At 45.5% G+C, this 20,865-nt stretch carries 15 protein-coding genes; 7 read left to right on the top strand and 8 right to left on the bottom strand.

What is annotated here, in order from left to right; all coding sequences use genetic code 11:
- The 7 genes from ACQ4M5_RS34190 to ACQ4M5_RS34220 all read right to left on the bottom strand — a co-directional run bounded on the left by ACQ4M5_RS34190 (position 1) and on the right by ACQ4M5_RS34220 (position 9,492).
- On the bottom strand, positions 1 to 393 hold the full coding sequence (locus ACQ4M5_RS34190; protein ID WP_430680260.1) for a DUF1636 domain-containing protein: 393 nt from the start codon (positions 391 to 393) through the stop codon (positions 1 to 3).
- Between the two features lie 6 nt (positions 394 to 399).
- Positions 400 to 1,380, bottom strand: a complete 981-nt coding sequence (locus tag ACQ4M5_RS34195) for an ABC transporter substrate-binding protein (RefSeq protein ID WP_430680261.1) — start codon at positions 1,378 to 1,380, stop codon at positions 400 to 402.
- A complete protein-coding gene (locus tag ACQ4M5_RS34200; protein ID WP_430680262.1) occupies positions 1,368 to 3,626 on the bottom strand; it encodes a TonB-dependent siderophore receptor in 2,259 nt (752 codons plus the stop codon). The genes ACQ4M5_RS34195 and ACQ4M5_RS34200 overlap by 13 nt, the downstream gene beginning before the upstream one ends.
- A gap of 108 nt (positions 3,627 to 3,734) precedes the next feature.
- Complete coding sequence (locus ACQ4M5_RS34205) at positions 3,735 to 4,709, bottom strand: helix-turn-helix transcriptional regulator (RefSeq protein WP_430680263.1); 975 nt, start codon at positions 4,707 to 4,709, stop codon at positions 3,735 to 3,737.
- Positions 4,710 to 4,835: 126 nt separating this feature from the next.
- Entirely contained in the window at positions 4,836 to 5,885 is a 1,050-nt protein-coding gene (locus ACQ4M5_RS34210; RefSeq protein WP_430680264.1) for an ABC transporter substrate-binding protein, read from the bottom strand.
- 19 nt (positions 5,886 to 5,904) lie between these two features.
- A complete protein-coding gene (locus ACQ4M5_RS34215) occupies positions 5,905 to 8,400 on the bottom strand; it encodes a TonB-dependent siderophore receptor (RefSeq protein WP_430680265.1) in 2,496 nt (831 codons plus the stop codon).
- Positions 8,401 to 8,508: 108 nt separating this feature from the next.
- Complete coding sequence (locus ACQ4M5_RS34220) at positions 8,509 to 9,492, bottom strand: helix-turn-helix transcriptional regulator (protein WP_430680266.1); 984 nt, start codon at positions 9,490 to 9,492, stop codon at positions 8,509 to 8,511.
- 92 nt (positions 9,493 to 9,584) lie between these two features.
- Here ACQ4M5_RS34220 and ACQ4M5_RS34225 point away from each other — a divergent pair, with 92 nt between their 5' ends.
- The 5 genes from ACQ4M5_RS34225 (at position 9,585) to ACQ4M5_RS34245 (ending at position 16,610) form a co-directional block, all read left to right on the top strand.
- The gene (locus tag ACQ4M5_RS34225) at positions 9,585 to 11,363 is read left to right on the top strand and encodes an ABC transporter ATP-binding protein (RefSeq protein WP_430680267.1); all 1,779 of its coding nucleotides are present in this window, start codon (positions 9,585 to 9,587) and stop codon (positions 11,361 to 11,363) included.
- Positions 11,364 to 11,473: 110 nt separating this feature from the next.
- Entirely contained in the window at positions 11,474 to 12,496 is a 1,023-nt protein-coding gene (locus ACQ4M5_RS34230; RefSeq protein ID WP_430680268.1) for a helix-turn-helix transcriptional regulator, read from the top strand.
- A gap of 155 nt (positions 12,497 to 12,651) precedes the next feature.
- Positions 12,652 to 15,255: a TonB-dependent receptor domain-containing protein gene (locus ACQ4M5_RS34235; RefSeq protein WP_430680269.1), complete on the top strand. Its 2,604-nt coding sequence runs from the start codon at positions 12,652 to 12,654 to the stop codon at positions 15,253 to 15,255.
- Between the two features lie 36 nt (positions 15,256 to 15,291).
- On the top strand, positions 15,292 to 16,242 hold the full coding sequence (locus ACQ4M5_RS34240) for an ABC transporter substrate-binding protein (protein ID WP_430680270.1): 951 nt from the start codon (positions 15,292 to 15,294) through the stop codon (positions 16,240 to 16,242).
- A complete protein-coding gene (locus tag ACQ4M5_RS34245; RefSeq protein ID WP_430680271.1) occupies positions 16,239 to 16,610 on the top strand; it encodes a DUF1636 family protein in 372 nt (123 codons plus the stop codon). The genes ACQ4M5_RS34240 and ACQ4M5_RS34245 overlap by 4 nt, the downstream gene beginning before the upstream one ends.
- 25 nt (positions 16,611 to 16,635) lie before the next feature.
- Here the strand turns inward: ACQ4M5_RS34245 and ACQ4M5_RS34250 are convergent, their stop codons facing one another.
- The gene (locus ACQ4M5_RS34250) at positions 16,636 to 17,328 is read right to left on the bottom strand and encodes a Uma2 family endonuclease (protein ID WP_430680272.1); all 693 of its coding nucleotides are present in this window, start codon (positions 17,326 to 17,328) and stop codon (positions 16,636 to 16,638) included.
- 134 nt (positions 17,329 to 17,462) lie between these two features.
- On the opposite strand from ACQ4M5_RS34250, the gene ACQ4M5_RS34255 reads away from it, so the two are divergent.
- Both ACQ4M5_RS34255 and ACQ4M5_RS34260 read left to right on the top strand, forming a co-directional pair.
- Positions 17,463 to 18,470 (top strand): helix-turn-helix domain-containing protein, encoded by a 1,008-nt coding sequence (locus ACQ4M5_RS34255; protein ID WP_430680273.1) that lies wholly within the window; start codon positions 17,463 to 17,465, stop codon positions 18,468 to 18,470.
- 146 nt (positions 18,471 to 18,616) lie between these two features.
- A complete protein-coding gene (locus ACQ4M5_RS34260; RefSeq protein ID WP_430680274.1) occupies positions 18,617 to 20,863 on the top strand; it encodes a TonB-dependent siderophore receptor in 2,247 nt (748 codons plus the stop codon).
- Positions 20,864 to 20,865 lie beyond the last annotated feature (2 nt).

Raw genomic sequence — 20,865 nt, forward strand, 5'->3', positions numbered from 1 at the left:
TTAATCTTCTAGATGCGGCGACTGCATGGAAGGAATACGAGCAAATACAGTTGGCTTGATGGATTCGGGCACTTTTTCCCAAGAAATTGCACCCTTACGATGTTGCATATAAAGTTGGATCGCTTCTAGTAGTGCGGCGGCAGTGTCATCTGGAGGGAGCTTCGTGATTAGATACGTTGGCTTGTCTGGGCTTGTGATCGCAGCAACACATCCATGATGACACGCCCACATACATCCAACGGGCTGAATTTCTAATTCTGATGGTGCAAATTGGTCGTGTGAGAGAAGCTGTAATTGTTCGAGTAGGCGGGTTCCGTCGCTCAACTGACCTTCTGCCAGTTCTTCTTCTGAACAATGGCAAGATTTACAAACGAACAAGATATGTTTTGACATTGCAGTTTAGAGGAGTGGTGTTTTGTCGTGTTTAAGCGATGCTTGGATTTGTCGAATGAATAGTTCAGCCGCGATCGGTCCTCGAATGCGGTAGAGTTGGAAATCAGCAAAATGAACATTACCAGATTGCACCGCAGGAATCGCTCCTAGAAGGGGGTTCGCTCTCCAATACTCTTGAGCTTGATTGATTGTACTATCTCCCGAAGGCATCACGAGAACATGATCAGATAAAATGGTAGGCAATGCCTCGATCGAAAGGTCTGTTCTGCCTGATTCTCCAGCCACGACAGAGAAACCAAGATCGCGCAGCAGTTCACACACAAAGCTATCTGATTCCAGGATAAAGACCTGTTTAGAAAAGCGCTCCCATCCTACTACTAGAATTGTTTTGCCATGAATCAAGGGAGCGAGATCTTGTTTTGTTTGTTCGATCAACTGATCATATTGATCTAGCTTCGATCGAGCTTCGATTTCACGTCCAAAGACTGGAGCAAGACTCAATAAAACAGATTGCCATCCTTTGTTTGCTGGAATCTCAAAAAACAGGGTCGGCGCAATTTTCGACAGTAAAGGCGAAGTATTTTGATAGTCTTCTCCGATGATTAAATCAGGTTTAAGGCGAAGCAGTGCTTCAAGTGAGGGGTTACTTCGATCGCCTAAATTAATCGGTTGAGTGGTGACAAACTGACCGAGATAAGGAATTTGTTCACTGGGTCGATCAAAGATCGGTTTTGCAAGCAGATCAACCTCAGCATGAGCAGCAGGCTGTAAACCCAGAGTTAACAAGATGTCGAGCAAAGGTGGACTTAGAACAGCAATGGTCTTAGGACTTGGACAAACTTCTGTGATGCCTCCATGATGTTGAATCTGAAACCGCTCACAGTCAGATTGTTTTTGAGCGACTAAATCAGAATGATGACAGGCTGAAATTACAATCAGACAAGTGATGAATACTATCAGCCAGGATCGTTTGCTCAAAATTGCCATGAAACACTTCCTTGTACCGCAAAAGGTGCACCCGGAATCACAGAGAATCTGTTTTGTGCAGCCGCGAAATATTGTGTGTTGAATAGATTTTTGAAGTTTAGCGCAGCCCGAAAGTTGTTCCTTGTGTAGTAGAGTGCAGCATCAAAGCGAGTATAGCCCGGAATCGAAAAACTATTGTCTAGATCGCCAATTCGTCGATCGTTAAAAAATAGTCCCGCTCCAAATCCTAATCCTCTGAGATTTCCGGATTGAATCGTGTAAGTTGTCCACAAGCTCGCAGTATGTCTGGGAATATTGTTTAAGCGATTTCCGACTTCAAACGTGTTGTCTTGAGTGATTTTGGCATCGATGTAAGCATAAGAAGCAAGAACGTTCCAGCCTGGTAAAATTTCTCCTCCAATGTCGAGATCAATCCCGCGTCCTCTTTGTTCACCCACCTGAATCGAAAAATCAGGATTGTTCGGATCAGTCGTGGCAACATTGCTTTTTGTAATATCATAGGCAGACAACGTTGCTGAAAGCCGATTCTCAATGATATCTGCTTTCACACCGATTTCATACTGCGTGCCGCGTTCAGGCTTGAATGGCGTATTTGTAACACTGCGACCTGCAACCGGAACAAACGATCGAGAATAACTCGCATAGAGTGAAATTGCCCTGCTCGGTTGATAGACAATTCCAAGTCTTGGAGAAAAAGCGCTATCACTATTGTCTTCGCTAAAATCTCCAAATCGCTGTTCAGACTGAACGCTATCAAACCGCCCTCCGATCAATAGCTTCAAATTGTCTGCTAGGGCAATTTGATCTTGCAGATAAAGCCCGAACGTTCTTTGATCAATGCGATCGCCTTCAAAGTAGAACTGATAGCCTCCGGTGTAAGTAATGGCATCATAGTTCGGTTCAAAGATATCCAACAATCCTCCGGTCAACGCCTGCTGTTCGGGTGAAACTTGAGAGCCATAGCGAGCTTTGTTATTTGCAAGTTCTATTCCAAATAAAAGCGTATGCGCGATCGAGCCTGTGTTAAATTTCCAGGTGAGATCATTCTGAAACGTAAACGTCTCAAAGAACTGATCCCCAAAGTACGATTCAATTTCAACAGTGCGATTGTCATCTAGCAAACCAACAATGTTTGAAGTGCCTTCTCGATCGGATTCAAAGCTGGTTGTGTAGCGAAATGCACTTCGCAACGATAAATTTTCTGCGAACTTGTGATCCAAAAATAGATAAGCTCTGGTTTCTTCGATGTTCGTTGTTGAATTTCTGGGATCGAACAGAGCGCGACTCAGCGGTAAATCTGCGGGTCGATCGCTGCCGTTGAGAACAATTAAGCCGCGATCGAAGGTGCGCCTGTCTTGAAGATAAGAAGCTTCCAAAGTCAAAGTCGTATTTGGGCTGATTCTCCAAGCCAGAGACGGAGCAACAAAATAACGCCGCGACTCGACAAAATCTCGAAAGCTCTCGCCGCTTTCATAAGCAACATTCAATCGATAGGCAAGAGAACCATCCGGAGTCAGTGGACCTGAAAAATCCAGTGTTGGACGGTAGAAGTTAAAGCTTCCTGCGGTGAATCCAATGTTGTAGAAAGGCGTAGTCAGCGGTTTTTTCGTCACAAAGTTGATCACGCCACCTGGTTCACCTGCACCGAAAAGCACCGATGCTGGACCTTTCAGCACTTCAATTCGTTCTAGATCTGCGGTTTCTTGTGCAGTGCGATTGTTAAAAGAACAGCACGCCCCAGTGTCTTCTCTCAATCCATTGCGGAACTGAGTAGCAGAGAAGCCACGAATCTGAAAATCCTGTCCCCGATTACCAAAAGACGAATTAAACGTCACGCCGCCAACATTTCTCAGTGCTTCATCGATTCGAGTTGCACCCTGATCTTCTAGGACTTGACGCGGAACAACTTGAACATTCGCAGGCACATCTCGTAGCGGAGTATCTGTTCTAGTTCCGGTTGTGGCATTCGGAACACGATAACGATTTTCTCGATCGCCTGTTACTGTAATTTCTTCTTCTTCAGGTTCTTCTCCGGTTTGAGCTTCAATCTGTGCCATCCATTCTTTTACAGTTGTAGCAGGACGATCGAGAGAAGACTTCACTTGAGCAGTTTTCGGGGTTTCTGCCTCGGTATTCTCTTCACCAAGAGCGGGCGATACCAATCCGATTCCGAAACTTCCTGAAGACAAAATCATCAAGCTACACAGTCGAGCTTTCTTAATTAATCGAGACTCTTTTCCGCTCATGGTCTATCTACCAACCATCACATTCAACAAGAATTATTCTCAACAACATACCGGGAAATGATGTGTAATAGAAAACCACGATCGTGCTAATCCGGATCTTTTTGCGCCTTAAACGGATCTTTGATTCAGCAAGTAAGATTTGGGATTGATTCCAAATTGTTTCCGAAAAGCAGCAGCAAAACGGCTCTGATTCTTGTAGCCTACAGCTTGAGCAACTTCTTTAACGTTCATAACGCGATCGCTTAATAATTGCTGTGCTGCTTCCATTCGATGTTGATGTAAATACCCAAACACTGTTGTTCCAAAAACCTGCCGAAAGCCAATTTTCAACTTATAGTCATTCAAATTAACTTGGTGTGCTAACTCAATCAGTGAGGGGGGATTTTCCAGATTGTCCTTCAGAACTTGGGCAGCTTGGCAAATTCGATCTAGGTCATCTGGCTTTAAGTCGGAATGAGTGATCGCTGTTTTTGTATTCTTAATCTGCTCTAATTTCAGTGCAATCAATTCTAAACATTTACTTTCCAGATAAATTCGCTTTGTTGCCCCTTCAAATGGACAATACAGTATTTGTTCTAATGTCGATCGCATTGCAGGCGTGATCATGTTCGTATCATCGAATCGCCTTGTCGCTGGGTCTTCTATCCATTGTCGAATCTCGATCGGTAAATCTTCTAAACTCTCCGTGACCCATCGGCTTAGTTCATCAGGAGTCTCCAGGTGAATATCAATTTTCAAGATTGGATTGTTCGCGTATGTCACCCAGTCTTCCGAATCTTCATAAGTTCCCCAAGCAATAAAATTTTCGCCAGAATGATTCCCGCTGCGATTTCCAGAGAGATTGAATCCAAACTCCCATTCTGTGCCAAAAGACTGTTGTTGAACAGTCAAATCCTCATGTAGCTGATAGTTGAAGATGCAAAGATCGATTCCGCGCAACTGAATAGACTGCATCCAACCTTGTCCAAGTTGATCAGGAACAGTCTGTATCTGCTCAGAATCGTTAGAGAGATGAGAGGCTGGAGTAGGGTTTTGTGCTTTCCAGAGAGCATCGTAGTCTGTGCGGGAAAGGATAATTGCCATGATTTAGAAGTAAATTACACAGAGGAAATCTCAGCCTAGTGCAATTTATTCTCAACTGAGTTGGGGCAATCGTCAAGTGGATAAAGCGCTGTGCGGCGGCTGCAGTTGCCTAGCAGAAAGGCTGGGTTATGGCTTCAGGGAGTGTGAAAGTAAAAGTTGAGGAAGCTCTTCTAGGATTAGAGAACTAGCAATCGGTTCACCAATTACACTAGCCCATAATGTGTAATCTACAAAGTAAACTCGTCCTTCTTTCCAGGCTGATGAGTTCCGTAATAGGGGTGTTTTAGCCCATTTTTGCTTGAGTTCTTCGAGGGGAACTTGGTAAGTCGATCGACCATCCCAAGTATTGAGCCAAGTATTGACAATCACGATATCCGCATCAAGTTGAGCAAGGGTTTCCAGGTTAAGCTGTAGTCTAGTTCCTAGTTTTCGCTCTACATCTCCGAGCGACACAGGCTGAAATCCCAAATTCTCTAGAAGCGTAACAGCATCGCCATCGTGGATCACCTCGATATAATCCATTGTTAGACTACAAGCAATACTTAGCACTTTTGGATGAGTTTTCACAAGAGGCGCTAGTTGAGCGCGAACTCTGTCTAGTTGTTGCTGTCGTGAGGTAATGACTGATGATACATCTTTTGGATAACCTAAAGCTTGAGCAACCGTTTTAAGGTTATCCCGCCAATTCTTTTCATTGTCGATTAAGATTGTTGGAGCAAGCGAGGAGAATACCGGATGTTCTTGACCTTTTAGCCCCAGGATCAAATCGGGCTTAAGTAAAATTAAAACTTCGAGAGAAGGAGAAGAACGATCGCCTAAATTCATCGGTTGACTGGTGACAAATTTACCCAGGTAAGGGATTTGATAGCTAGGATTGTCGAATTGACGCGATCGCACTAAATAAGCATCGGCATAAGCCGCAGGCTGCACATCGAGTGCTAACATCAGGCTCAACAGCTTCGGTTCAAGAACCGCAATTTTCTGAGGTGTACCGCAAATTTCAGTTTTTCCGGCTGCGTGTTCCACAATTCGACAATCCGCAGATGGCTGACTTTCTAACCGGGAAATTTGAGGGCTACCACCTTGACAAGCTGTGATCAAGATAGCTGTTAGCAAAGCCCAACTAATATATTTAGAGAAGAAAGCGATCGTGCTGCGGCAGGTTTTCAGGAACATCGTGGACTAATAACCAAAATTAGAACTGAATTGAAAACGAGCCGATTACAGTGAAGGGTGCGCCAGGGTAGATGATATCTCTACCTTGAGAAGTCTCATAGTAAGTTTTATTAAACAGATTTCGGAAATTCAGTGCTACCCTCCAGTTATCTCGCTTGTAGTAGATTGCTGAGTCTGTTCTAAAGTAGCTGGGCAGAATGCTTGTATTTTCCAAGTCAGCATTTCTATCTCCCACATAGTAAAGTCCCAACCCAAAGCCCAAACCCTTTAAGCCACCGCTTTGAAGTTCATAGCTAGTCCACAAACTTGCTGCGTGTTCGGGAACATTAATCAGCCGATTCCCTACAGGAATGTTGTTATCTTCCGAGGTGATCGCATCGGTATAGGCGTAAGATGCAATGATATTCCAACCTGGTGAAATTTCACCGCTAACATCTAGCTCGATGCCTCTGCTTTTCTGTTCACCTACCTGTATCGAGGAATCGGGATCGTTGGGGTCAGGGGTCACAACATTAGTTTTGGTAATTTGAAAGGCTGCTAGAGTTGCCGAAAGTCGGTTACTGATATCTGCTTTGATACCGACTTCATACTGTGTTCCTTCGGTTGGTTTGAAGGGTTCGCTTGTTGCAGAGCGACCGAGAAATCGATCGGGTTGAAACGATCGCGTATAGCTAGCATAGAGAGAAATCGGTTTGATCGGTTGGTAAACAATCCCAACACGGGGACTAAAAGCTGTAAGCGATTCTTCTTCGGGTGTTCCGAAGTCATCTCTACGGCGGAACGCATCAAAGCGACCCCCGACCAGAAGCTTGAGATTGTCTGCAAAAGTAATCTGATCTTGAAGGTAAACTCCTAAAGTGTCTCTACGAGTTGTGTAAGAGAAAGTTTTTTCATCAGGGATAGCAGGAAAATCAACATCGTAATTCGGATTGAAAATGTCTAGCAGGATGGGATCTTCCACATCGAATGAACTATAAGCCCAGTCATTTCTTCTTAGCTCCACTCCAATCAATGGCTGATGAACGATCGATCCCGTCTTGAACCGTCCGACTAATTCCGTTTGCAGAGTATAGATTTTTCGTGAGAAGTTGTCCCGCCCAATACTAATCGGAGCAAATTGATCATCAACTAGCCCACGACCCCCGATCGCATAAGTTCCTTCTGATCGACCGGACACAAAGGAAAACGCATTGCGAAGTTGCCAGTCTTTGCTAAATCGATGTTCCAGTCTATAGCCAACCCGGAAAGTGGTATCGTCATAAACACTTTCTGGCAGACCGATAAAGCGACTAATCGGAATGGGAGCAGGTCGATCGCCAAGAGAAGGAAGTCCACGATCGAAGAGGTAGTTACTGTTTTGGTATTCAAGATCGAACGTTAAAGTTGTGCGATCGCTAATGTTCCAAGTAACAACAGGCGCAACAAACACACGTTCTGTAAAGTTAAAATCTCGGAAGCTCTCAGAATTTTGATAAGCAACATTCAAACGATATAACAGTGAACCATCAGGCGTGAGCGGTCCAGAAATATCAAAACTGGGGCGGTAAAAACCAAAGCTGCCAGCATTAAACTCTGCTGAATAATAAGGAGTTCTAAGCGGTTGTTTTGTAATAACATTGATAATTCCTCCCGGTTCAGCCTGACCAAATAGAACCGAAGCGGGTCCCTTGAGAACTTCGATCCGATCGATGTTTGCTGTATCGACCGTGGAGAAAAAGTCATTGTCAGCCAATCCATTGCGGAAGTTTCCATCCTGAGCAAAGCCACGAATGTTAAATCCACCCGCATCCGTCCCGCCGTAGTTACCTTCCTTACGGACACCGCTAACATTCTCCAATGCCTCTTGTATCCGCGTTGTCTTCTGGTCTTCTAAGATCTGACGGGGAATCACTTGAATCGAACCGGGAATATCTCGCAGTGGAGTATCCGTTCTCGTTGCTGTACTTGCATTAGGGACGCGATAGCCACCTTGCTGCTGTCCCGTTACAACAACTTCTTCATCGGACTCATCCGGCTCCGAATTCAAGCTGTAGATAGAGTTTCCTGTCCTTAAACTAACTTCAGAGCTAGGCAGATTGTTAGTTCCTGCTACGCTCACTCGAATCTTACTCGCTTCCTGCTGCACCACGCGCACACTTGCAATATCGGCAGTTGGGTTATCCGCAACAAAGGCTTGGGATTCTGGCAACACCAAGACAGCATTCGGAATCTCTGCGATCAGGCTATTGCCCTCCGATCGAAAGGTACTAGCATCAATTTGCAGCGGTTTACCTTCTGCGGTTTGCAAAACAATTTCCAGCCCAGCCTCAGTCCGATTTAGACTGATCCCTGTCACTTGCACAGTCGCCGCTTCGATTTGGGCGACCCATTCTTTAACCGTGGTCGCGTGCCGATCGTGGGATGGGGTTGCTGCTAATCCCGACAAAGCAGATCCGTTCACTAGACTTCCTGAAAGCACAACCATTAATCCGTAAAATCGGATTTTGCTCATGCACTGCGAATTGATTCTGCTCATCTTCCACCCACCAACGAACGCTTTAATTAAGAATTACTTTCAAGAAGATATCAGGAAATAGAGAAGAATCGGCGATCGCGATTGTGCATAAGCGGATTATTTTGAGACTTAGACGGATTTTTTACCCAGTAGATAAGACTTAGGATTCATGCCAAACTGTTTGCGAAAAGCTTCTGCAAAGCGACTTTGGCTTGCGTATCCGACTGCCTGAGCCACTTCTTTAACGTTCATGCGGCGCTCGGCAAGCAACTGTCGCGCAGTCTCCATTCGATGTTGATGCAAATAACCAAACACGGTCGTCCCAAAGACCTGCCGGAATCCTCCTTTCAACTTGAAATCATTCAATCCCACCTGTCGCGCTAACTCCAGCAGTGAAGGCGGATTATCAGCATTCTCAGTCATAATTTTCTTGGCTAAGTGAATGCGATCGATATCATCTAGATTCATCGAATAGAAAGACTTTTGCCGATACTGATCCGGATCTTTAAGCTGTTCCAATTTCAAAGCAATTAACTCTAAACATTGCCCTTCTAGATAAAGCTGGCGCGTTTTTCCTTGGAATGAACAGTTTAGAATCTTTTCTAACGTCGATCGCATTGCGGGTGTAATTACGTTAAACTCATCAAACCGTTTACGATCGCAGTCTTCAATACATTGCCGAATCTCGACGGGTAGCTCTTCTAACGTGTCGCTAACAAGCCGATTTAACTCATTCGGAGCTTCTAACTCAATATCAACTTTTAAGACTGGATCGTTGGCATAAGTAGTCCAGGTTCCTTTCCCTTCATAAGCTCCCCATTCCAGAAAGCTCTCCCCAGTACACTTATTATTACGATTCCCTGATAGATTAAATCCAATTTCCCACATTGTTTCAGACACTTCATCTATGAGATGTAAATCGTGGTGTAGTTGATAATTGAAAAGCATTAGATTGATTCCCCGAAACCGAATCGATCGCACATATCCCTCCCCAAACTGCTCAGGTACAATCTCAACCCGTTCACAATAGTCTGGATGACTGGTGACTAGAGGAGCAGGGTTGCAGACTTTCCACAACTCGTCATAGTCGGCGCGGGAAATGGTAATTGCCATGATAGGTTTAGGGGATTGCAAAACGAATTTCAGTTTAATGAAACTTATTCTCAACTGAGTGAGCACAATAGTCAAGTATTTGAGGTCGTCCTATGACAACGAATCGAGCTTCAATTTGGTTTCTTCTTTGGCAGATGATTACCTATGCTCGATCGCTCTATTGGACAGATACAGCACTCTGGATATTGATTGCTGGACTTCCCGCCGTACCTGGTGTCATCATTCGCGAGTTCTTTAATACCTTGACTCAACACTCTGCATTTCCTTTCTCTTCTTGGACGTGGATTGTAATACTACTGGCAACAGGTTTGGCGCAGATTGCAGCAATTTTCACTGGGCGAATTACGAAAACACAGCATCGCTTTACGATGAATGCTTTGATTCAACGAAATCTTTTAGCAAAAGTGCTAGAGCATCCTGGTGCTGAAGCGTTAACAACTCAGGATAATACAATTTCACCGGGAGAAGTGATTAGCTTTTTTCGGGAAGATGCAACTCAGATTGAAGATACCGTCGTAGGCACGAATGAAGTTTTAGGCGAAGGAATTTTTGCGATCGGGTCGCTCATTCTCCTTCTAAGTGTGAACGCATCGATTACGCTGTTTGTGTTTTTGCCACTGGTACTGATTGCTGTCATCCTGCATCGGATGAGCGATCGCATTAAACGTTATCGTCGTGCTAGTCGTCAGGCGACTCAACAAGTGACCGGAATGGTGGGAGAGATGTTTACAGCCGTACAAGCGATTCAAGTCGCTGGAGCCGAAAATTCGATGTTAAGTCACTTTCGGCAATTGTGCGATCGTCGTCGGCAATCTATCGTTAAAGATCAACTACTCAATTCAATTCTAAGTTCTAGCTTCGATAATCTTGTGAGCTTGGGAACGGGGGCAATTCTCTTTTTTGCGGCTCAATCCATGCAGAATAGTCAAACATTGAGCGTGGGAGACTTTGCACTGTTTGTGTATTACTTAGCCTACGTTACTTACTTTCTAGGCTTTTTCGGTGAGTTTATCGCACTCTCAAAACAAAGCGAAGTTTCTTTTGAACGGATGCAAGCTTTAGTTAATTCAGAGGCAGATACGATCGTTGCTCATCATCCGCTGTATTTCCCTACGTTGACCAGGAAAAAGTCTCAGTTATCAATGATTCAAGAAGTAATTCGCGATCGCCTTGAAGAATTACAGGCGTTCAAATTGAACTATCACTATCCTGGTAGCGATCGCGGTATCACAGATATATCTCTCCATCTTCAGCGCGGTAGTTTTACTGTGATTACTGGGTCAATTGGTTCGGGTAAAACAACACTATTGCAGGTATTACTAGGACTATTACCGATGCAATCTGGAGAAATCTTTTGGAACAGTCAGAAGATTGCGAATCCTGCTCAGTTTTTTGTTCCGCCTCAGAGTGCTTACACGCCACAAGTTCCCCAATTGTTTAGTACAACGCTGCGAGAAAACATTCTGCTTGGGCTGCGAAGGAGCGATGAGGAAGTCCAAAACGCGATCGAGCTTGCAATGTTCGATCGAGATTTAGCAATGATGCCAGATGGACTCGATACCCAGATTGGCTCTAGAGGAATGAGGCTTTCTGGTGGACAAATTCAGCGAGTAGCAGCGGCTCGAATGCTGATTCGTCAACCGGAATTATTAGTATTTGATGATCTGTCAAGTGCTTTGGATGTGGAAACAGAGCAAAGGCTTTGGTCGAAACTTTTTCAGCTAAGTTCTCAAACTTGGACACCGACATTTCTTGTAGTGTCTCATCGACGGGCAGTGTTGCAACGTGCCGATCGCATTCTTCTACTCAACAATGGCAGGATCGAATTAGAGGGAGCGTTTGCAGATTTACCAGAAGCTTATAAGAGATAAAGCAAAATCTCGCGACATTCTTGACACCTTTCTTAATTAAATGAGAATATTTAGCATCTGTCTATGATGACTCTTGTGGAGGGTCTCTTAACGTCGGTGAGGCGATCGCGATGACGATAGTTCTTTCAGCGCAGGAATATGACGACCTATGGGAACAAAGCAAGCAATTGGGAACAGTTCTTGCTGACTCAGATGGACTAACTACAGGATATCAAGGACAAGTTTCTCTCATTGGTAATGTGAAGGAGTGGTTTCTACCGCTACAAGAAGGATTGCGACTGCGATTGTATGACTATGAGCTAACAAACGATTTGCGGCTGAATGAGCAGTATGGCGAAAATGCTTGGTCAACGCTCAGTTTCTTTATTGCGGGTGATGTCAGAACGACTCTTAAAGGCGTGACTGACCCGATCAACGAACTAGCAGGACGCACCTATCTAAGCTGCTGTTCAGAGGTACACGAGACTGAAGATTGGGTAGCAGGACAGCGATTGATCAGACTTTACATTGATTTTAATCCCAGTATCTTTCTAAAAAATTTTCCGCTGAATCAGATGTCGGCTTTAGTCCCTGAAATCCAGCAGGCGGCAGAAGGAAAAATCCAGCCTTACTACTATCAGGGCAGCATGACACCGATGAGCCAAGCTGTCGTTCACCAAATCTTGAATTGTCCCCATCACGGCATTATAAAACGGCTGTACTTAGAGAGCAAAACGCTCGAACTAATGATGCTTCAGTTTAGCCAGTTTCAAGAAAGCGATCGCGTTACTTCTCAGAAAACCTTTTTGAGATCAGACGATATAGATCGGATCTATCACGCTAGAGATATTCTGATTGAAAATCTCCACAATCCCCCATCATTGCTAGAACTAGCGCGTCAGGTTGCAGTAAATGATTACAAACTGAAGCAAGGATTTCGTCAAGTATTCGGCACAACGGTATTTGGCTATCTGCATGATTACCGTTTAGAAAAAGCGCGGTTTCTCTTGCAAACTTGTGAGTTGAGCATTACTGAAGTTGTTCATCAGGTTGGATTTGTCGATCGTAGCTATTTTGCATCTGCCTTTCGCAAAAAGTTTGGTCTCAATCCTAGTGAGTATGCCCGACAGCATCGCGGTAAGGCACGTAACTGAAAACTCCGTCTAGCCTTCTAAAAACTCCGTCTAGCCATCAGAAACAGCCTGTATTACCTTAGGTTCTCGATTATTCTTAGAAATGATTCTCAATTAAAACGGTTAAAAATCCGCGATCGAAGCGGTACTGATGCTAGTGTGTGGAGTGGCGATCAATGACTCGATTTTCTTTTTCAGCACCTTTATGGCTGATCGTGGCGGTATCCAGTACTCTGCTGAATGGGTGGACAGGATCAGCTTGGGCACAGACGAATTCTGAAGGACAGCCAGCGATCAAGGAGTCGCGATCGTCTGAACCTGTACAAGTGACGGGTGTAAACCTCAACTCTACGAATGCTGCGTTAGAAATTACGCTGCAAACAGCAGAAGGTAAGCCTTTGCGAGTTGATACTGCTCAGTCTTACTCAGAAGGCAATCGCTTGATTGTAGAGATTCCGAATGCAGTATTAGCTTTACCAAATACTCAGTCATTCAACGCTGAGAATCCGACGGCTGGGATTGCTGTAGTACAAGTTGTCCAGCAAAGTGCGAATCAGATTCGGGTGACAGCGATTGGGAACGAAGCACCTCCTACTGTTCAACTGAATCAAACTGCTCAAGGATTTCAACTCCGTGTGAGTACGTCTCCTGCAACATCTGATCCATCAGCAATCTCAGCAACCAACAACACTTCTGCTGAGAATGAAACTTCAACTGAAGACGACGAGGAAGAAATCGTGGTTACGGCAACTCGCACCGAGGAAAGCCAACTGAATGTACCGCGATCGATTACGGTGATTCCGCGTGAAGCCATTGATCAACAACGCAGTCTCAATCAGAGTCTTAGCAGCATTCTCGGTAAATTGGTTCCAGGCTTTGGTCCACCTTCTGATCGCGCCTTTACTGGAGCTTCGTTGCGCGGACGAGACATTTCAGTGTTGATTGATGGCGTTCCTCAAGACACAAACTCTCGTGACTTCGATCGGGATTTAAGAACAATCGATCCGTCTGCGATCGAACGCATCGAAGTAGTACGCGGTTCAACTGCAATCTACGGTGCAGAAGCAACGGGAGGTGTTGTCAACATTATTACGCGCAGAGGATCGCAGGATCGGTTAAGTACGCGCGTTGAAATTGGAACGAGTGCGGCATTGGGCAAACTCCAAGCAGAAAGTTTTGGTTTTCCATTGTCATACTCACTTTCGGGCAAACAAGGACAGTTTGATTACAACTTTTTACTTTCTCTAACAACGACTGGAGCTTCGTTTGATGCAGAAGGCGATCGCATTCCAATCGTTCAAGGCACAGATGATAGTACCGCTTTCAATGGACTAGCAAAAATTGGATTTGATATCGATCCGCAACAGCGACTGCAATTTAGCCTGAATTACTTCAACGATCGACGAGAAACGAATGTAATTTCTGATCCGATCGTGAATCGGATTCCTGGAGTTCAGAAAGCTCGTGCCCGCGAGGTTGGCAGCCTGGAATTTATTGGGGCAGATCCGCAAGGCGATCGCAACACTGTCTTGAACTTAGGCTACACGCACAGAAATGTTTTGGGTGGTGAACTGCAAACGCAACTCTTCTATCGCGACAACACAAGCCGGACTGATCCACGCGATCGCCGCAATAGACGACAAGGTATTTTTCAGGGCGAATTAGACTCGCAAAACTGGGGCAGACGGCTGCAACTCAATACCCCGATTGCGAGAACAGCAAGTGTTTTGTGGGGCTTGGACTACACCAACGAAAATACCGAGTCGTTTCGCAATTTGTTTGATGCGGCTGAGTTTGATGCAACCAATGGGCGGGTCTATCGCAAGATCGGCGAAGTAACCACGATTCCACCGTATGAACTGAGTAGTCTAGGCTTATTTGCTCAAGCTCAATGGAATGTTGGCGATCGCTTCATTCTGAGCGGCGGATTACGGCATGAACGCATTGGATTTGAGGTTGGCAACTACACCACATTGTTTGGCGATGCGGTGCAGGGCGGCAAAAAAGACTTTAGTGCAACCGTTTTTAATGTAGGTGGAGTCTACAAAGTAACCCGAAATGTTAGTCTCTTTGCTAACTTTGCTCAAGGGTTTTCGGTGCCTGATTTCGGCAGCATTTTGTTCGCGGCTCCAGACGGATTTAATGTTGGCACCGATCAGGTCTTAACTGAGCCTCAACGGGTCAATAACTATGAAATCGGCATCAAAGGGCAATGGTCTTCGGTGCAGGCATCGTTGTCTGGTTTCTATAGCACCTCTAAGTTGGGCACAAGCTTCGTGTTTAATGAAGAGACGAACTTCTATGATGTGGTGCGATCGCCAGAACGAACTTATGGCATCGAAGCCGCGATCGATGTGAAGCTGAGTAGAGCTTGGCAAATTGGTGGAACAGCAGGCTGGATCGAGGGTGAATTTGACGAAGAGGATACCGGAAACTATACTGCCCTGAGCGGCTTGCGGATTCCCCCGTTGAAGCTCACCGCTTATGTCGAGAATGAAACGCTTCCTGGTTGGCGAAATCGATTACAGGCGCAGTATGTTGGAAACCGCGATCGCGCTTTTGTTGATGGGGCTGATCCGGCTGGCGTTACCAACTATTTCACCGTTGATTACGTGAGTAGCATTCGTCTAGGGGGTGGAACATTACAACTCGGCATTGAGAATTTATTTAACGCACAATATTTTCCTGCCTATGCTCAACGTCTATCAGGGCTGGATCAAACCTTTTACACAGCAGGTCGAGGTCGCACAATTAGCGTGAGATATGCCATTTCTTTCTGAGGAACTGCAAGCGTGGATCATTGTCTGAGCAAAACTATGTTTCGCAGATTCCAGTTAGTTCTGCTATCGGTGCTGGCGCTTGTTGCAGCGATCGCTTGTCGAGGTCACTCGCTTTCTGGAATTGTCGCTTTAGAGCAGCCTGCTTCAGACTGTCGCATTGTGCAACACGCACTAGGACAAAGCTGTGTTCCCAATCATCCCCAGCGGGTTGTTGTCCTTGATCCAGGCTCGTTGGGGAATGCGTTTGCATTGGGAATTAAACCAGTGGGTGCAGCCGTGCTAGAGGGGAAATTTCCGACTTATCTTCAAGATAAATCTGCTGGAGTTACGATCGTAGGTACACCCAATCAGCCAAATTTAGAAGCAATTCTACTGCTTAAACCGGATTTAATTTTGGGTGACTCGCGCATCAGGATTTACGATCAGTTGTCCCGCATTGCGCCTACAGTGCTGACAGCAGATTGGGATGAACCAGAAGATGAAGCCCTTTGGAAGCGAGACTTGAAACTCCATGCTCTGGCGCTAGGAAAAACTGAAGTCGCTGAGAAACTGCTTCAAGCTTACCAACAAAGAACCCAAGCGCTACGAACTCGCTTGAGCGATCGACCACTTCCCCGCATTTCTGTTACTAATTTTCGCCGGGATCAAGTGCGAATCTATCTGAATGATTCTTTCTCCGGTACAATTTTGCAGGATGTTGGATTGCCTCGTCCTTCTGCTCAAGCGCAAACTGGATTCGTTAAGCGAATCTCGCTAGAGACGATTCCTAGCCTTGATGGAGATGCAATCTTTGCTGTAACCAGTCCTGCAAATTCTTCGCTGTTTCGGCAGTTTCAAGCTCATCCTCTCTGGTTTCACCTTAACGCTGTGAAGTTGGAGCGAGTCGTTGATGTGAGTGATGAAATTTGGGTCAATGGTTGGCATATTTTAGGTGCAAATCTAGTTTTAGATGATCTGTTTAAGTTCTTTTTAAGCAAGGCATCATGACGGTTCACACTTTATTTGTTTGTAAATCTTGCAGTGCTGTTTTAGATCACGAAGCAGCAGACGATCGCGCGGAAGGAAATCAATTATTTCTCAAACTACAAGAAGCCCAACAAGCAAATTCAGATTACAGTAATGTCAATATTAAAGCTGTAGGTTGTTTATGGACGTGCGATCGCCCTTGCTCTGTAACATTTGCCTGTCCTCAGAAGTATACTTACCATTTCGTTGATTTGCCCGCAGAAAACAGTGCAGCAGACTTGCTTCAATTCAGTCAGCTTTACCAAGAAAGTGAAAATGGATATATCCTGCCCGCTAAACTACCTGAAGCACTGCGATCGCGTCTGTTAGTACGAATTCCGCCTGTCTGATGGTGCGGGAAATATACAGTAAGTATTACTGATCGGGCAAATGATCGGGGTCAATGCCCTGCGATCGCAAAAACGCCTCTAGTTGCTCCCGCCGTTGCCGTTCGATCTCTGCTTCACTCAGATAGCGATCGCCCCGTTCATCAAACCACGCTAATTGCTCCTGGGGTAGATTGCCGAACTGGGTCTGAGTGCGTCCAATGCCTAATTCAATCTCTGGCATCCAGTAGGGTTCTCCGCTCTGTAACTGATACTCACCTTCAATCAGCTTGTACACTTCAAACGGTTCATGCTTGTCTCGTCGCCAAAACTCTGGATTATAAATGACGTAGTACAGCACTCCCAAACGAGCATAAATCTGCATCTTTTCGTCATACTCTCCGCCCGGTTTGTGAGAAACCATTTCTAGGGTCAGAATGGGGACAGTCCCCTTCTCTTCCCACATCACATAGCTACGGCGCGACTTGCCGCCCTTTTTACGCTCCACGCCCAGACTTAGGAACGCATCTGGAACAACTGGAATCCGAGGATTTTCTCCTGTGGTGTGATAGACCGCCATATCCACTCCGAAGTACCAATCCATCCGGGTTGCCCAAATCGAGTTGAGTAGAAACAGCAGCACATTGGGCAGTAAATTTTGGTCTTCGTTATCCACAGGGGTATCGTCAGAACAGGGGAGTTCTTCGCTCGTCGGTAGGTGTTTCAGGTCTATTTCAAGCATGGCAGTTCTCCAGCGTCCTGAATATGCCTCATTTTACTCTGCACGTACTGACTCTGCGATCGCGTATTCCAATTAAGAAAAATTTTCAATTGTGATAGGATGTGTGATTAGCTTTTGTCTGTCAATTGCCGTCAATGACTATCACTCTGTCACAGCAAGACTACTGGGAACTCGTCTGTCCTGAAATGCCACCCCTTCAACCGTCTGAAGCGCCTCGGTCGCCGGAAGTTGAGCAGATCTGGAAGTACTCAAATTCTATTGGAATAGGATATTATCGGGAGATTCAAATTCGAGAGGGCGTAGGGTTAGCGATCGCAGAAGATTACTTTCATGAGAAGTTTAAAGTCGTGACCTGCGATCGAGAACATCCCCTAGAATTGAGCTATACGCTGATCGGCACTGCCACATCGAATTTAGACTGTGCTAATGCTGGACAATACCTCTTTTGTGGAAGTGGTATGGCTCCAGGTGAAGTGATGGAAATTGAAGCAAATCAACGCAATCTGAAAGTTACGCTTCACATTGATCCTTCTATTTTTGACCAATGGATGTCGGGACTGCCGAAACAAGCTCCGACTGATATCAAGGATTGGTTGAAGCCTAGCGACCAACCTTACTACAACCAAGTTAGCCAGATGACCACCGCAATGCAGGCTACTCTTCAGCAGATTTTGCAGTGTCCATTTCAGGGATTGACGCAGCAGATGTATTTAGAAGGCAAAGTGTGGGAACTCATCGCGTTGCACCTTGCTCAGAGCATTGAGACTGATCCAGACCGTGAGACTAAACCATTGAGGTCAGATGATATTGAGCGAATTCACTATGCGAAAGAAGTGCTCATTGCTCGGTTAGATGAACCACCTTCTTTGATTGAGCTAGCGCGGTTAGCAGGTATTAATGACTGTAAGCTGAAAGTCGGATTTCGGCAGGTGTTTGGTACGACAGTCTTTGGCTACTTACAAGACTATCGAATGGAGCGATCGCGGCAATTACTAGAATCAGGAGAGTTGAGCATTACAGAAGCGGCAAAAGCAGTTGGATTGGTCAATCGCAGCCATTTCGCGATCGCGTTTCGCAAAAAATTCGGGGTCAATCCCAGAGACTATCGCCAATCTGCCCTGAATCGCCGCAGTATAAGTTAAAACTCCGTTCACCGTTCAAAAAACTTCGTTCACCGTTCATCGGAGTGATCCAATGCTCAGACTTATCCGATATGCTTTTGAGAATCCTTGCCAACTACTGAATCACTCAGCAAGGAAAGAGAAGTTGCAAATTTTGGTGTGGAGTCATGATAGTTTGTCGATCGCTCATTTTAGTGGGAATCAGTGCTTTGCTCACGATCCCTTGCATCGCCGCAGAACTTGATCAAGCAGGTCAACAGAAAGCGCCGGACATTCAGCCAAAACCTTCTCTACCTGCAAATGAGGAAACTGCTGCTGTCTCGACCCTAAAAGATTGGAAACAACCTGCAACCACAGTGCAAGAATGGACAGCACAAATTCAGGCGCAGCAATCTACTGAGGAAGAAGCTGATGAAGAAGTGGTTGTGACGGGTGAAGAATCTCGCTATCGTGTTCCTCGATCGAATACCGGAACGCGAACAGATACGCCTGTCCGGGATATTCCACAATCGATTCAAATTGTGCCGCGACAGGTGTTGCAAGACCGAGGAATCAACACAGTCGGTGATGCGCTCGAAAATGTGAGCAGTGTTGTGCAGCGAGATGCTACTGGCAGTATTTTCGGAGATTTGTTTACGATTCGGGGCTTTCTAATCCAGTCAGGGATTACGAGCAATGTTTTTCGCGATGGTTTACCTTATGTGATTCCAGGTAGACTAAACACGAATGATATTGAACAAGTTGAAGTTCTCAAAGGTCCTGCCTCGATTCTGTTTGGTGCAGGGCAGCCCGGAGGCGTGATCAATCTTGTTTCTAAAAAGCCACTCCCCAATCCTTACTACAACGCTGAAATCACGGTTGGGAGCTTTGATACGTATCGAGGTGCGATCGATTTCTCTGGTCCGTTTGATGAGCAGAAACGATCTGGTTATCGATTCAATTTGAGCTATGAGAAGTTTAATAGCTATCGGGATTTTGTCAGCGGCAACCGCCTTTCGATTTCGCCCGTTGTTTCTGCTGCACTTGGGAAAAATACAACCTTAACGGTATACGCTCAGTTGAGTTCTGAAAGTGAGACTGCGGATGAAGGAATTCCAGTGATTGGCGATCGCATTCCTGATGTTCCACGGGGTCGTTTTCTGGGAGAAGATTTTGCTGAAATTAGCAGTACTACCTTCAACGCTGGATATACTTTAGAACATAAGATCAGCAACGCTTGGACATTGCGCCAGAGCAGTCAGTATCTATTTTTTGAATTCGATCGCTACTACCCTTCTCTAGATGGAATTGATGAAGCAACGGGCGACATCAGCCGGACTGCCTACGCCACTACAGGCAAGTATCATCGATTTAACACAAGTGCTGATGTCATTGGCAAATTCTCAACAGGCAGCATTGAACATACCTTACTGTTCGGAGCCGAGTACCGCTATGGAGCAGAAAATCCAGCGTTTCAATTCTCCACGGCTTATGATCCGATCAATTTGTTCAATCCGATCTATGCTCGTCGCCCCTACGATCGAGCGTTTGAGTTTTTCCGAGATGATAACTTCTCGACTTTTGCGCTCTATCTCCAAGACCAAATTGCGCTGCTTCCAAATCTAAAATTAGTTGCAGGAGTCCGATACGATACGGCTCGGCAATTCCGCACCACTCAGGAATTAGGCTCCGATCGAGCAGAATTTGAGCAGACTGATTCGGCTTGGAGTCCGCGTGTCGGACTCATCTATCAACCGATTCCAGCAATCTCCCTCTATGCCTCTTATTCCCGCTCCTTTGCGCCTGCGTTTGGAACTCGACGCAATCTGGATGATGCCACGTTTGAACCCGAAACAGGGCGGCAGTTTGAAGTCGGCATGAAAGCGGATTTGTCGAATCGTTTGAGCTTAACGATCGCGGCTTACGACCTTCGCAAGCAAAACGTTGAAACGCCTGATCCAGGTAATCCAGATTTTACGCTGCAAACTGGTGAACAAACCAGTCGTGGTATTGAGCTTGATCTCGTTGGAAGGATTTTACCGGGTTGGAATGTGATTGCTTCTTATGCTTACACGGATGCGTTTATCAGTGCAGACAACGACTTCCCGGTTGGCAATCGACTTTCTGAAGTTCCCTACAATCAGGCAAGTTTGTTTACGACTTATGAAGTGCAACGCGGGACACTGAAAGGCTTAGGAGTTGGACTCGGTTTATTCTATGTGGGCGATCGACAAGGTGATTTAAGCAATACCTATGTCTTGCCGGGATATCTGCGGACAGATGCACTTCTATACTACAGACAGAACAACTGGAGAGCGCAATTGAACTTCCGTAACTTGTTTAATCGAGAATACTTTGTCTCAAACTTTAGCGATCGCTTTGTGACTCCAAGCGCACCGTTTAGCGTCTCAGGTAGTTTATCGATTCAGTTCTAGCC

The sequence above is a fragment of the Leptolyngbya sp. AN10 genome (assembly GCF_050565645.1).
GTDB lineage: Bacteria > Cyanobacteriota > Cyanobacteriia > Leptolyngbyales > Leptolyngbyaceae > Leptolyngbya.